Origin of the sequence: Methylobacter sp. BBA5.1 (assembly GCF_000746145.1) — a bacterium.
GTDB classification, from domain to species: Bacteria; Pseudomonadota; Gammaproteobacteria; order Methylococcales; family Methylomonadaceae; genus Methylobacter; species Methylobacter marinus.
This window is the reverse complement of sequence record NZ_KN050816.1, coordinates 98,192-112,668: the sequence shown is the minus strand read 5'-3', so window position 1 is coordinate 112,668 and position 14,477 is coordinate 98,192. Positions and strand designations below refer to the sequence as shown.

Here is a 14,477-nt window from a genome sequence, read left to right as displayed (position 1 = left end):
TGCTCTCATCTGTACTTTGCACGACGTGCAGCCTTCTTCTTAATGACATGGCTGCGGGTATTCAGTTAATTCGTGGGCCGGTTTTTGCGCGTAAACCGAGCGATAAACCGGGATTTCCTCATGCGCGTGATTGATGACCAGGTTGGCCAGATCAAACAGCGTCTGACGGGAACCCCGGTAGCCTATCCAGGTTTTCTGGTAGCCGCCGATGATGTCATAGAGCGGGAAGCCGGCTCTCAGGATCGGCGCGCCGAGCCGTTCGGCGCTGTCGACGGCGTGCGAGTTGCCGATCACCAGTTGCGCGTTCTGGGCTTTGCCGATCAGTTCCATGTCTTCCAGGTCGCCGATCTTGATGCTGGCGACCGGTATGCGCGACAACTGCGGGGTATTGCAGGACGTGACCGCGGCCACGACTTCGGCGCCCATTTCCTGGACCTGGGCGGCAAATGCGTGCAGCAGATCGGCATCGGCCGCGATGGCGATGCGCAATTGGCCGAGCATGAAATGGGTATCGAGCATGGCGTCTTGCAACTGTGCGCGCTGCCGCTCGATGCGTTCGGGCACGTCCATGCCGCTGATTTCGTTCAGTGCCGAGATCAGCTTATCGTTGGCATGCAGGCCATAGAGATGGTCGAACGCATGAGTCGGCACGCCGGTTTTCTGTTCCAGCAGTTCGGCCGCTTTTTTCAGCGACGCGCCGATCACCACCGTCGCCAGCGCATCGCCCAGGGTCGCCATTTCCGACAGCAGCGTGCCGCCGATCGTGACCGGGCTGAAATCATCCTCGGTCAGGCAGCCGTCCAGCGAATCGGACAGGTCCGGCACGAATACCGGCCGCAGTTGAAACTGCTCGAAAATATCGCGTAATGCTTCCAGATCGCCCGGCGTCAGCATGTAGCTGACCAGCACGTTCACCTGGCGCCGGCGCCGGCCCGGCTGGGTGCCGGCGTCCTTGGCATCGGGCACCAGCGCGCGGATGATTTCGGTCAGCGTCGCCGCATAACCGGTTTCGACGCTGCCGGTAAAATCGGGGGTATTGACCGCGACCACGGCCACGTCGTCGAACTCGGGATTGGCTTCCCTGAATTCGCGGACATTGCGATGCACATCGGCGCCCTGCGTTTCCGCGAGCCCCGTGGTCAGAATCGTGATCAGGGCAGGGCGGGATTTTTCCGCGATGGTCTTGATGCCTTCGACGACGTTCTCGTCGGCGCCCAGCACCGAACTGCTCTGGTCCATGGCCGTGCTTTGCAGCGGAATCGGTTCCCGGAAATGGCGCACGAAGAACACCTTGGCGAACGCCGTGCAGCCTTGCGAACCGTGCAGCATCGGCATGGCGCGGTTAAAGCCCAGCGTCGCCAGCGAGCCGCCCACGGGCTGGCTGGCTTTCAGCGGGCTGACCGACAGCGCCTTGTTGCGTTTCAGGATCTCGGTCATGCCGCCTCCTTCGCCTTCTTCCACGGCGCCGGCGCCCTGACGGAAGGCCAGACGGGGCTTTCCATGGTCAGCGCCAGTTGCCGCACCAGTTCCAGCATGCCCTGATAGCCTTCGTAGCCAAATTCGCGTTCCTGGTTGATGTCGAGGAACGGGATTTTCGCCTTCAGCGCCGTATACATGTTGCGGCCGCCGGCAATCAGGATGTCGGCCTTGTAATCGTGTACGATCTTGATCAGGGCTTTCGGGCTGCCGTCCTCGATCATCAGCGTATCCTCGCCCATCAATTCGCGAATCCGCGCCTTGTCTTCCTCGGTCGATTTCTTGGTGCCGGTCGCGACCACCACCATGCCCAGATCCTGCAGCGCCGAAATCACCGACCAGCTTTTCACGCCGCCGGTAAACAGCAGCACGCGCTTGCCTTTCAGGCGCTCCTTCCACGGCGCCAGCTCGGCGCGGATGCGCGCTTCCTCGCGCTCGATGAGCCGTTCCGTGCGTTCGGTCAGGTCGGGGTCGCCGATGGCCTTGGCGAAATCGCGCAGGGCCTGGCTGGTGTCGGTAATGCCGTAAAAGCTGCCTTCGAACCAGGGCGTGCCGTATTTTTCATTCAGTTTGCGCGCGACGTTGAGCATCGCTTTCGAGCACACCATCATATTGACTTCGGCCTTGTGCATGGTCTGCACTTCGCGAAAGCGCGCATCGCCGGACAGCGTGCACAGAATGCGCAGGCCCAACTCATCGAACAGCGGCAGCACATGCCAGAATTCGCCGGCGATGTTGTATTCGCCGACCAGATTCACATCGTGGATTTTGATATCGGTGCGTTGCGCCGACAACGGCAGCGGGTCGGGATCGCGCGTGCCGACCACATACTTGAACATGGCGTCGCCGGCGATGCGGTTGCCGAGATTCTTGGTGCCGTAAAAGCCGGCGCTGTCGATAGGCACGACAGGCACGCCCCAGCGCTCCTCGGCCGACCGGCACACCGCACCGATATCGTCGCCGATCAGCGCCGGCACGCAGGTGTTGTAAATAAACACGGCCGGCGGCTGGTAGGTTTCGACGGCCTGCTTGATCGCATGGAACAGCCGCTTTTCGGCGCGGCCCATGACGATATCCTGCTCGGTCAGATCCGTGGTCATGCCGATGCGGTACAGGCTCGCGCCGGAAGAGCGCGTGCCGCGGTTGTCCCAGGAACTGCCCGCGCAGGCGATAGGCCCGTGCACGATATGCGCGACATCGGCGATCGGCAACAGCGCAATCTGCGCCCCGTCAAACGCGCATCCGCCCGCCGAAGCGCCGGGCTTGGGCTTGGCGCAACCGGACTTCTCCTTCTTGTTATGCTCGCAGGAGGGTTCGTCCAGAAGTTCAGCAATGTCTTTGGTTGATTTCATGGCTCTGACCGGTAGTTTTGTTTTACTTAGGACAGAGCAATGATTGTGCCAGTTTTTATTTCATTGAATTTATTGGGGTTTATGGGGGAGGGAATTGTAGGAAATGCTACAAAGTTGGGGATTGTTGTCGGTTGGTCTAAAAGTTATTTAGAAATTACTGATGTTGAGTTTGTGCTATAGATTCGATTTATGCTGGCTTATGACAATAACCATTAGACGCAACCAAATTGAATACTGCCTGAAGGTGCTGTATTTCTTAGTTGCTGATCCAATCCCTCAGATATTGAGGTAGAGTTGTTATCTGGTTTTAAAAATCATTTGAATGCTGATTAAGAGTAAGAGTGTAAAATCTACAGACGTAGATAATTAATTGTTAAGCATATGAACGAAGTAGATCTGTCACCACTCAATGGTATCTTAATTGATGGTCTTGAGTTCTGCGCCAAGATATATGCAATTTTTGAGCATATTCGAAACGAAACAGACGGTATCAACCGTCTACGCCTTCGAAATACTTCAATAGAAAAGAAACTCCTTGAAGAACTGCTACCCATCTGCCGCTATATTCAAACTTATTATCGTGTGGGCAGGTATATTTCAGTTCGATGGATTGATGGGAATCAGTCGTTTGATGCTGAACTCCATCAGAAAGGTTATTACATCAATAAAGGTTACTACCCAGCCCTTGCTCATTTGGAAGTAACTACGGCCATGCATGAGAATGAACATTGGATCTGGAAACTTTTGTCACAAGGGAAAGGTGCTTTTGCACCGGAGGGCATACAGAAGCTCAAGCGAAAGCCCGTACAATCAGAGCCAGTCGTCTTTACTAATACTGAGCACGTGGAACGTTTCGTGCCGATAATTATCGGTCAAATAACCAAGAAAGCAGAGATACCTTATCCAGCAGACACCTCTTTGATTATTCAGTGCAGCTTAAATAGTCTCTATACGGGGGATGACTGGGACTTACTGGCCCTGGAAGTAAAACGCCAGATGCCAAATCACAAGTTCCGCGAGGTACTCATGTTTGATGGAACTACTGAAAGAACGGCTGTCATTATGTAGCGCAGTAGGCTGGGTTTCCGCTAAGGCTCCAACCCAGCCTACTGGACTTATATATCAATCAGTTATCTTTTTTGTCGTTTACAGAGGAATTTATGAATAAAAAATATACAGGAAAACAAGTCATTAAAGCTGGTGAAATGTTCCTTGAGGACGACATTATTAACAGTGCTGATGAATTCGATCGAGCAATGGATATTCTGTCATACTGGCGTTTTAGTCATGAAGTGCCTCTTGGAAAAGCATTAGAAATTCTTCGGGAAATAACGTTAAAAATAGATAAAACGGCCATATTTGCAAAACGATTGAAGAGATATGTTTCTATTGTTCTTAAGCTAAAACGATTTAAGCAAATGAAACTTAAGAATATGCAAGATATTGGAGGATGTAGGGCTATCGTTTCAACTCCCAAAAAGCTATATAAAGTAGCAAGAGAGCTAAAACAAAGGCCTGAATTTAAGAATTCACAAGGAAAGATCCGGCATAAAGATTATATAGTAAATCCAAAAGAAGATGGTTACAGAGGGTATCATATAGTTGGTCAATTTAAAGATGAGCATGGGGACAAGAAAGATATAGAAGTCCAGCTAAGGACAAATATTCAGCATGATTGGGCTACTGCCTTGGAAATTGTAGACCTATTTACAGGTCAAGCATTGAAATCTAATCGAGGAGATGAAAATTGGAAACGTTTTTTCTCAAGTGTTAGCACACAGTTTGCTGTGATGGAAAGTATTCATTTGTTTAATGCGCTTGAGGATAAAGAAAAATATAAATTATATGTAAAACAATTGAATGAAAATCCAAAAGCTATTGAATCTTTTGATGGTACTCGGAAATATTCTGAAAAATTAGGGGTAGTCGAAGTATTTGAAGCTTTTACTCATTCACTCAAAATAGTTGATGGGCATCTCGAAAAAAATTCAGAAGCTGGTTACGTCTTAGTTGAGGTCGACACAACAAAAAAGGAAGTTAAAACAATTTTTTTTAAAGATAGTGCAAACAAAAATGCTGAGAAGATGTACATCGAAGCAGAAAAACGAGCAACTGAAAAAAATGGCATTGTTGTAGCGCTTGTTTCTACTACAGCGGTTGGCGGTATTAAAGAGGCCTACCCGAACTACTTTGCTGATTCAACAGATTTTTTGAAATATTTGTTATTCATAACAAATGCTCCTGCCCAAAAAATAAACAAAATGCTTTCTCAGCCAGGTAGCACTGTAGCCAAGCGCGGTAGGTTGGGTTGATAATGGCCGTATGATGGATGAATTGTAAGGTGGATTTGCCTTGGCAATCCACCACAAACGGAGCCTTAAAACCGAAATGTTCCGTAATGCTATCTGGCCTGTTTGAAATGGCGGTTTGCTGCGCGAAACCACCTTGCCTAGCTAAAGCTCCAACCCAGCTTACCGCGTTGAGATTGAGAGAGTATAAAATATCCCGAAATGAAAAAACCTTTGTTAGCCGCCACACTTTCAGATTCTGCCAATGGATATTGAAATAATCAGACGAATTTGCCTTGCTAGGCACCTGTACGAGCTTAGCCGTGAAAGTCTTAAATCAGCCAATGACCTCTATCTCTTTTCTGGAGTGAACCTATTGCAAGATGCCATTGAAGCATTTCTTGTTGCGACAGCGGATTCTGTTGGGGCTTCTCTCGATGAAAAAACAAACTTCGATAAGTATTTTGTGTTAATCAATGAGAAGATAGCGCCAAAGGAATTACCCTTTAAGAATAGATTACTTCGATTGAATAAGATTCGAGTAAACTCAAAGCATCATGGAATCCAACCTGCGAGAGATGAATGTCAGAGGCTTTCTATTGCCGTCCGGGAATTCTTTGACGAAGTCAGTTCATCGATTCTGGGAGTGAACTTTTCTACTGTCAGTGCTATTGATCTTATGCATACTGGCGAGACAAAAGATCTACTTTTAGCAGCCAAGGTGGCATTCGATAATAAAGATTACGCGGCTTGCGCAATTGATTGTCGGAAAGCGATTTATTTAGAGCTAGAGAATTCGTATGACATAGCGAGTTTCAAGGATGATGTAAAACCGCGAGGACTGTTGGGGCGGTTCAGTAAGGCGCCATTCTTTGCTAGAAGCAAGGATTATATCGAGCAGAAGGTCTTAGAGCCTACGGATTATATCGTCTATGACCATATCGATTTGAACCAGGAGTTGTTGAAGTACTCTATTGACAGTACCGCTTTTTGGAATGTCTGGCGACTCACTCCTGAAGTTTATCGGACCATGGACAAAGAATGGGTATTGAAGCACGACTTTGGTAAGCTCGATAAAGAAATACTGACCGATACTATCGAATACATCTTCAATACCACAGTGGATATCCTGCTAGCCGTTCACGCTAAGAAGGAATCTATTAAAACTTCGTCGAACCAAAAATATTATCTTGAACTTGCTAAAGATGAAGTGCCTGTTTATGAGAAGGCAGACAGAAAGTCGAAGATCGTCTGCCGTACGCCGAAGGACCTTATGAAGGTGGACTGTGATTTCTATATTACAGGACTGCAGGGAGATGGTCCGTATTGGCACGTGTATAACTTCGGAGACTCAGGTTTCTTTATCGGGTTTATTCACAATGAGGACGTTCAGCGCGGTAGGCTGGGTTGCTAAACCCAGCATTCGAAGTCGCCCATGCCAAGTTTCCGCTAGAGCTCCAACCCAGCCTACCGCGCTGAAGTTCAAAAATCTCAAAAAAGCCGTTGAATCTCGTGATTGGAAAGAAGCCGCAAAACATTGTCACCGGATTGGTCCTTCAAAGGAACGCAATGATTGGACTCGCGATCTGTTCCTATCTACATCTAATTAAGGTTTTTGTATGATATTTCGTAAGCTGCACCCGTTGAGGGCGCTCGCCGCCTTCCTTCTTTTCTATGTTTGCTCATTCGACATCCTTTCAGCCCCCAAGCTTTTTGTAGCCAAGGAACTGCAGCTAAAAGACTCTATTCCAAGCGAGGAGGAGTTTAGTCGCTCTTTTGAAGACCCTTTGCCTGCTATGGTGTCAGATGCTGAAGGTAAGCGTTTGATAGAATTAGCCAATTGCCGGGATTATCTCGCGGTGAGAGACCGCATAACCGGTAGTGATAACGAGGCTGACTATCGGGTTCTTCTTCTGCAAACAGCTCCATGTTTAGCAATGGCTTTGCTTAAATTATCCGGTACCGCCTCACAAACTGCATTGCCGGAAGACTTTTTACAGTATACCGATACGAGTGCTTATCCGGCTTCGATCTGGCCGACTGTATCGGATGACGAACATCAACGTCTTGAGCAGACCCAGGCAACGCTTCAGACTGTTTCGGAAAAGAAATCCCTGAAACAGTTAAATGACGAAACTTTGCAATTGGAGGCAACTGATTTTGGTTTACGTCTTACGCTGCTCGCACGTGCTGATTTTGATCATGATGGCTGGGAAGACGCTGCTTTTCGTTGGGAAGGTTATGCTCTTAATGGTAGTTACAGTAATGCACGCCTTGTTGTTCTAACGCGTACCCGTAAAGATGGTCGTTTTAGGGAACTTGCCATTGAGAGTCTGTTAAAACAAGGCCAAGCAACCTTGCCGGTAATAAAAGGCCAATAGAACGACTGGACAGGTTTCCCGAGCGATCGATTTTGCTGCAGCTATATAGAGGATGAATATAGGGTGGGTTTGGCTTGGCAATCCATTTTAATGAGGGAGTTTCTATGTCGAATTTAAGAAATGAGGAGCACGGGAACGATAATTGCGCTTAAACATTTTCTTTTGGATTTCGTAGTGAACATTAATAATGTTCAAGCCCGAATAATGGCATAGCACGGTAGGCTGGATTGATAAACTCTGCATGGCCGTATGATGGATGACTTGTAAGGTGGATTTGCCTTGGCAATCCACCATAAATGGAGCCTTAAAACCGAAATGTACCGCAATACTGCCAGGCCTGTTTGAAATGGCGGTTTGCTGCGTGAAACCACCCTATCTGGCTAAAGCTCCAACCCAGTCTGCTGCACTGAAATTGAGCTGTTAAAATAATTTTTTCAAGCCTTATTGGGTAAACAAAATAACAGGCAAATGTGTATAAAAAGTAGTTTCCGAATGGCATTACACAAAAAACATGAAATGGCTCACGGTTTTGTATTGCCTGTTTTCACAATATTGTCCTGGCTGCCGACTGGTCGTTATAATTGTCGACTTATGATAAATGTTAATCAATACCGATTCTCCGACTGAGACTTTCACTCTCATTAATTTACGCTCATGCTGGACGTACACAACCGCTTGAGCAGTAGCTCAAATAGTACAACTTCTCGTCACAAATTTAACCAAGGAGGCATTTCATGCTAACGGATCAGGAAAAGAAAGCGCTAAAACTACAAATACAATCTAACCAACACGAAGTATTTGTGATTTCCATAGAGGAAATGGATGCCATTATTAAATCATCACCCAGGGGTAAAATGCCGAATGTCCAGCAGGCATGGCAACAGATCAAAGGGAAGGTGGAGTTTGGCGTAAGCTATTATGCATCGGCCGACGATTTTATAACACTAAGCAAACTTGTCGGTGATTTGGGAGGATTCACAACTCAAGCTTACATAAAAACCTATGGAGGTAAACCCCACATTATTTTGAAGGGATATCCAGGATTGAGAAAGATACTTACAGGCACAAAGTACGGTATTAAACATCCCAAGGTAATCACTATGGGGCTTGGCAGAGCGGGAGCCATTAACGCTGCGAGGTCTGGCGGCATTATTTCCGTCGTTTTAATTTCCAGTTATCGGGTAGCCGATTATTTTCTGACCGACCAAGCCACGCTTAGTCGGTTAATTGGCTCTCTCGCGACTGACGTGGTAAAGATAGGCATAGCAACTGGTGCGTCAATAGCAGCTGCTTATGGGGTTGTTGCGCTGGGGATCACTGTAGCAATAGGACCAATTTTGGCTGTAGTTATTGTTGGCATTGCTTCATCTTATGAGCTAGGCAAAATTGATACGCGTTACGGCATAACAGATCGCGTAATCCAAGCCTTGGATGAGCTAGATGAAAATGCAAACGCATATATAGCAAGATCCAGGCAAAATATAAGGAATACTGTTAATGAAACTGCGGAATCAATTATCGATTATGCAATAGATTCAGTCAGACAAATAATCATAAATGCAGCACAACATCAACTTGATAAGTTCTTATCAACAAGGCCGAGGATTTATTAAAATGGAAAGTTCACATCAACCCTCAACTTTATCAAGGTTCTTTAGTTTTTTTGTGTTCAGTTTGCTCACGATTTCGATCTTAACACAGTTTGGTTGGGGCGTTTTCCAGCTTTATGCACAGATAGCAGAAAATGGTCCAGTCATTGTTTTTGACAAAGGTGTTTTTTACTTGTTGGGGGCAGGTGTTACATTAGGCGCTCTTACCTTAGGCGGTTTATATCAAGGAATACTGAGGCTTCCCCTTACAAAAAAAGTCACAAAAATTTTGACTAATGTTCTAATTGGCGGTGTTGTTGTCATGTTTGTGTTGCCCCATATCGTTCATTATCCTGTTGAGAGCTATCTGGAAGGACGAGGCTATAGCATCTGTGAGCAAGCATCCTACCGGTGGTTTACGTACCGAGAAATTGCTTACGTATCAAATTCCGAAGTTTGTGCAGAGCTAATCAGGCGTAAAAAAAATCGGATAACTGGAGGTGTTTAGCTTCCAGCGCGACAGGCTGGGTTGCTAAACTCGACATTTGAAGCCGCCCAAGCCGGGGTTCCGCTAAAGCTCCAACCCAGCACTACCATGCTGATCTGATAGACATAAAAAAGGTTAGTTAGGGAAAAAGCGAAAGGCAAAAAAGGCCCTAATTAAAGGGCCAGCGAGTGAGGTTGGGCTTAATGAATGATGCATGCTTAGCGTATCTTTGAGATTGCTCTAAAAGAGATCATTATGTTACAGCCAGTTTGTTGCGGTTTGATGAACGAAAAGGAAAAAACGCCAGTTAAAAAGCCCCCGGCAATGCCGGGGGCTTAGTTGTGATCAATACTTAAGGCAGCGGATGCTGTTCCAGATTTTTGTCGACGATTTCTTGATGTACAGAGAATACTTCCGGCGAATTTGGATCGACCACGACCCGTAACCAATGCACGTCATCGGCACCGAATGTTTCCACACGGGTGGCGTTCTCGATACGGCGGTTACTGATGCCGCCCTTCATAGGCTTGTCGATACGGACATAATGAGAGTCGCCATGGGCGAATATGACCGGCTTTTTGAACTCGACACTTTCCTGTTCCAGATCAGCCAGAATTTCCTCGAAACCTTTCCGTTCGTTGCTGCCCTTAGCCAACTCGAAACCGGGGTTAGCCTGAAACAGCAACAGTACGCCACGCACATCCTCAGCCTTAGCTTTGGCGAAAGTTTCCTTGATCCAGGCGCGGGTTGCATCAATTCGTCGCGCGACTTCTGAGTCATCGGCTGGTGTGCGGCCAGAAAAATTGGCTAATGCATTATTGCTGCCTACGATATGCACAGCCGCAAACATCACATGCTGTTCCATCCAGCGCGTATTCTCCACGAACTCGTAATAATTTGGATCATCGGCCTGGGTCTCGACTGTCATGGTTTTCTGGCCAAGCGTCTCGCCGGGCACTGGATAAAACAGTTCACGCAGCCTGTTCAAGCGTTCCAGCGGTTGGTACGAACCGTTATTGGGGCGGTGGCAATCGGTCCACTCGTTATCGCCCGGTGTCAGAATGAAAGGGATTTTAAAACTCTGAAAGCGTTGCAGCCTGTCTTCGAATATCTCGTCCGAGCACAAAGTCGAACCGTTCTTGATGTCGCCAGCATGCAAGACCCATTTCAACTGCTTGTTGGCATTGATCTCTGCGATCACATTGTCGACCTTCCAGTAATCCGCTTCCTTATATGGCACATCGCCGATCAAGGCGAACTCGAACTTGCCGTAACCTCGGGCGGCGTTATGTTCCGGTGCGGCAATAGCTGTTTGTCCGAATACTGCACAGCAAGCGGCAACGGATAGTTTCAGGAAGAAACAATGCTTGAGTTTTGACATTTTACCCTCTTAAGATCAATGAGATGATGAAAAAGAAGGGCAAAGTATGGCGTTCACTGATTACGAAATCGTGAACGTTTGGTTAACGATTGATGATAACTTCGTTGCAAAAATGTTTTTCAGATGAGTTTTGCGAGCACGGCAGGCTGAGTTGCTAAACCCGGCATTTCGGGACCGCCCATTTTTAAGCATTTTTCCTGTTATTTCATCCAGACAAGTTAATCCTGAAAGCTATTGTTATAATATGAGCTTGAGAAAGAGCACGACCCATCGGGTCAGACTGATAAATCCGGCATTCAAAGCCGCCTATGATGGATTTTTGTCAGGTTCCAACTCAGTCTATATGTTAATGTAATTGACCAAAAAATATTAAAGGGATTGAAAATATGCAGACCGTAGCCAGTTGGTCTTTTGAGAGACGCCTTGAAGTAACTTTGACCAGAACACTCCCCAAATTAGGCCCTGAAGCTCGCGCCCAACTTCAAGCAGTAATAAATCCGACATCGCTCGCCATCATCTCCGGTGTTCTGATCGCATGGGTGGTATCTCACGCTGTGGGAATCGGCGAGATAATTGACATAATTATTTTAGTGGTAGGGATAGTTGCGATTGGATTCGCCGTCTTCACAGGATTGGATTATCTTTATGATTTCGCAGTGGGCGTTTATCGAGCCAAAACTATACATGATCTCGATAAGGCAGCTGATGACTTGGCAAAGGCGATCAGTATCCTTGGTATTCAGACAGTGCTGGCAGTACTGTTTCGAGGAGCAAAATCCCCGCGCACTGGAAATGGAGGCCGCATTCCGCGAGAACTACTTGGCGATGCTCCGCCGAAAACACCAGGTATTCGGTACAAACCAACCGTAAAAGAAAGTCCTGTACTCCCTGCAGGAGAAGGCGAAACTAGTTTTTGGGGTAATATCATTGTTACAACTCATGGCTCTGCCAGTGAGCGTGCGGCGGCTCTCCTACACGAACGTGTCCACCAGTTCCTTACTCCTAAACTCTACATTCTGCGTGAATACAGGGTAAGTAATCGCGCCGCTTCCTATATGCGCTCATCCCTCTATCGCTACATTGAAGAAGCACTGGCTGAAACAGTGGCGCAAGTTGGAGTCTATGGTTTCCGACAGTTTTTCACCGGAATACGATTTCCGGTTCAGAGTGGTTATATGTTTTTAACCAAGGGTGGGGGCTATCATCCAAACTTCACCGGAAGTGGTGCTATTACTGAAGCAGCCGGCCTGCTTTTTAACGGAACGGTATCAGGAATTGCGTTTGAACTACGATTTCAACCTGCGAATGTTCCTGTTCGGGAAATTCCAGCCGAAAATAGCATGAGGTGAGTAACATGTTTCACATATTTGATAGGTGGCTGAGCAAGAAAAAAGAGAAGCCAAAGACCCGGTTATCTGAACACGAGGTAATCGCTATTGCACGGAAAGCAGCTTCTGGGCAACCGAGTTGTGAAAACCTCTGTCTTATAACGTTAGAGGAAAATGCAGGTGCTTTGATATGGATAGTAAGTTCAGCCACAATTGGAAGCTCACTACACGTATGGATAGATGACGCTAGCGGTGAAGTGCTCGAAATAAAACGACTTGGGGTTCGCTAAAACCTGGCAGGCTGGATTTGGCGGGTAGGTTGGGTTGCTAAACCCGGCATTCGGAGCCACTCATGCCGGGTTTCCGCCAGACTCCAACTCAACCTACCTAAGTTGCATAAGCTGATTCCCATGAATAATCATGGATATACGGGCGGCGGTTAACTTTTCCCATCTATGGCACCTCCTGTCCTTTAATGGACATGCTTATGCCAGCTCGGCATGGCGATGATGCAGTTCGGCGTCAGTCCGGCCTTTTTCAGGACGTCAACCGTTGCGACGACTTTATTTTGGGTCAAGTCGATGACGCTGACGGAGCCATCGTCCATTTCCGGAAGATTGATGAAGCTGTTCTGGACGAAGGCGTAGCGATTATCAGGCGATATGACGAAGTGGTGAGCGCCTCCCGCGGTCGGAATGGTCGCAAGAAGCTTTGGCTCGTAAGGCTCGGCGATGTCGAAGATATTGAAAGCGCCCGGCTTGGCCGTCGTGACGAAAAGGCGATCGCCTTTGTCATTGAAGCCCATTTCCAACGGCAGACTTTGGCCGGTGCCGACAAAATCGAATACCTCATGAAAACCGAAATCCCTGGATTGAGGGCGCCAGGTCGCGGTCCAGAGCGTGCCGCCGTACATATTGTCAATGTAGGCCATCGGGGGATTTTGATCCGGCGCAAAGAGAATTTCAACGGGCGCTTCACCCGAGGGAGAGGGTTTGGTCGAGAGTTTGTGTGTCGAGAGAATTTTCAGCGTCGACGCCTCGATGATCGTGACGGTCTCACCGGCGTCGTTAGGGTTGCTCGGGTTTACCGTGCTGGTGACGAACATCCGGTCCAGATCATTGTTCAGCATGATGCCGTGCGGATACTTGATGAATTTATCGGGAGAGTCGCCGCTATCGATGGTTCCTATGGGTTGATCTGTCTGGGCGTCGCCCACAATAATGTTGCTGGAGCCCATGCAGCTCAGGAACCAGCGCTTCTTGTCGGCTGAGAAGGTGATGTCTTCTCCGACCTTGCAGTTCGGAACCGGCACGATCGTTTTCGAGTCGGGAAATTTCGCCATGTCGTAGATATAGAGCTCGGAGTGTCCGAGCGAGGTGACATAAGCCTTGCTCGTATCTCTGTTGTAATAGATATGATGCGCCACGAAATCCGGAGGCAGCGGGGTATCTTTGATGATTTTGTTAAAGTTCGGCGAGTTCGGGTCGACGTCTATTACGGCAATACCTTCGCGCCGGTTAGGCTGACCAATCTTGCTCTCGTAGTTGAGCAGAGCCAGCAATTCCGCGTTGGCGGTGATCGGGACACTTAGCGTCATTGCGCACAGGCCAAATATTTTGAATGCATGTTTCATAAAGGACTCCAGTGTTTTGTCAGGTTAGGAACGCGCATAAAATAACTTCCTCAAATGTGCGGATGAATTTCCGGTGTAGGTGCGGATTTGGTACTTGTGCCCTTCAGGGTATCCGCGCAGTGCGAATACCCTGAAGGGCACAAGTGAATTCGCACCTACAATTTACTCGTCATAATTAAATTGACTAGCTACTAAAGGCTGAACACCTCAAACTCAAGAAACTTGACGCCGCCCTGAGATTTAGAAAAGCCACCAAATTGACGGTTACTTGGCTTAGTGTCAAAGGCCTATAGATTTCTGCTGATGCTATCCTTTGCCGGAGCGGGCCGCAAAAAATATTTTCAATCTACAGTTGAAAATTAGCTGATCTGCCACTATATCTTTTTATGTAATATTGCAGATTACTTTCATTATTGCTCTCCTTTCGACCTAACCTATCGAGCCCCTTAACAGGGGCTTTTTTTTGTCTTTCACAGTAATGACAACTTTAGTGGCGGGTGGGTTTGATAAATCCGGCATTTCGAAGCGGCCTGCATGACGTATTCCCATGAAGAGTCTTGGA

At 47.8% G+C, this 14,477-nt stretch carries 12 protein-coding genes; 8 read left to right on the top strand and 4 right to left on the bottom strand.

Annotated features, from left to right (window positions below):
- Nucleotides 1–39: 39 nt before the first annotated feature.
- Nucleotides 40–1,437, bottom strand: a complete 1,398-nt coding sequence (nifN, locus tag EK22_RS22420; protein WP_036254690.1) for a nitrogenase iron-molybdenum cofactor biosynthesis protein NifN — start codon at nucleotides 1,435–1,437, stop codon at nucleotides 40–42.
- Complete coding sequence (gene nifE / locus EK22_RS22415; RefSeq protein WP_020159894.1) at nucleotides 1,434–2,828, bottom strand: nitrogenase iron-molybdenum cofactor biosynthesis protein NifE; 1,395 nt, start codon at nucleotides 2,826–2,828, stop codon at nucleotides 1,434–1,436. The genes nifN and nifE overlap by 4 nt, the downstream gene beginning before the upstream one ends.
- Nucleotides 2,829–2,867: 39 nt before the next feature.
- Here nifE and EK22_RS24805 point away from each other — a divergent pair, with 39 nt between their 5' ends.
- The 7 genes from EK22_RS24805 to EK22_RS22385 all read left to right on the top strand — a co-directional run bounded on the left by EK22_RS24805 (nucleotide 2,868) and on the right by EK22_RS22385 (nucleotide 9,594).
- Nucleotides 2,868–3,008 (top strand): hypothetical protein, encoded by a 141-nt coding sequence (locus tag EK22_RS24805; RefSeq protein ID WP_156830506.1) that lies wholly within the window; start codon nucleotides 2,868–2,870, stop codon nucleotides 3,006–3,008.
- Between the two features lie 201 nt (nucleotides 3,009–3,209).
- Entirely contained in the window at nucleotides 3,210–3,896 is a 687-nt protein-coding gene (locus tag EK22_RS22410; RefSeq protein ID WP_036254613.1) for a hypothetical protein, read from the top strand.
- A 92-nt stretch (nucleotides 3,897–3,988) separates the two neighbouring features.
- Nucleotides 3,989–5,140, top strand: a complete 1,152-nt coding sequence (locus EK22_RS22405) for a RelA/SpoT domain-containing protein (protein WP_020159896.1) — start codon at nucleotides 3,989–3,991, stop codon at nucleotides 5,138–5,140.
- A gap of 241 nt (nucleotides 5,141–5,381) precedes the next feature.
- Nucleotides 5,382–6,530, top strand: coding sequence for a hypothetical protein (locus tag EK22_RS22400; RefSeq protein ID WP_020159897.1), 1,149 nt, complete (start codon nucleotides 5,382–5,384; stop codon nucleotides 6,528–6,530).
- A 205-nt stretch (nucleotides 6,531–6,735) separates the two neighbouring features.
- On the top strand, nucleotides 6,736–7,497 hold the full coding sequence (locus EK22_RS22395; protein ID WP_020159898.1) for a hypothetical protein: 762 nt from the start codon (nucleotides 6,736–6,738) through the stop codon (nucleotides 7,495–7,497).
- Between the two features lie 734 nt (nucleotides 7,498–8,231).
- The gene (locus tag EK22_RS22390; RefSeq protein WP_036254611.1) at nucleotides 8,232–9,110 is read left to right on the top strand and encodes a hypothetical protein; all 879 of its coding nucleotides are present in this window, start codon (nucleotides 8,232–8,234) and stop codon (nucleotides 9,108–9,110) included.
- Between the two features lies 1 nt (nucleotide 9,111).
- Nucleotides 9,112–9,594 (top strand): hypothetical protein, encoded by a 483-nt coding sequence (locus EK22_RS22385; protein WP_036254609.1) that lies wholly within the window; start codon nucleotides 9,112–9,114, stop codon nucleotides 9,592–9,594.
- Nucleotides 9,595–9,925: 331 nt separating this feature from the next.
- Here the strand turns inward: EK22_RS22385 and EK22_RS22380 are convergent, their stop codons facing one another.
- Nucleotides 9,926–10,954 carry a metallophosphoesterase gene (locus EK22_RS22380; RefSeq protein WP_051962036.1) on the bottom strand — a complete coding sequence of 343 codons (1,029 nt, stop codon included), beginning with the start codon at nucleotides 10,952–10,954 and terminating at the stop codon, nucleotides 9,926–9,928.
- Nucleotides 10,955–11,340: 386 nt separating this feature from the next.
- Between EK22_RS22380 and EK22_RS22375 the strand changes: the two genes are divergently transcribed.
- Entirely contained in the window at nucleotides 11,341–12,303 is a 963-nt protein-coding gene (locus tag EK22_RS22375; protein ID WP_020159904.1) for a hypothetical protein, read from the top strand.
- Between the two features lie 451 nt (nucleotides 12,304–12,754).
- On the opposite strand, the gene EK22_RS22365 is transcribed toward EK22_RS22375, so the two are convergent.
- Complete coding sequence (locus EK22_RS22365; RefSeq protein ID WP_020159906.1) at nucleotides 12,755–13,915, bottom strand: YncE family protein; 1,161 nt, start codon at nucleotides 13,913–13,915, stop codon at nucleotides 12,755–12,757.
- Nucleotides 13,916–14,477: the final 562 nt, after the last annotated feature.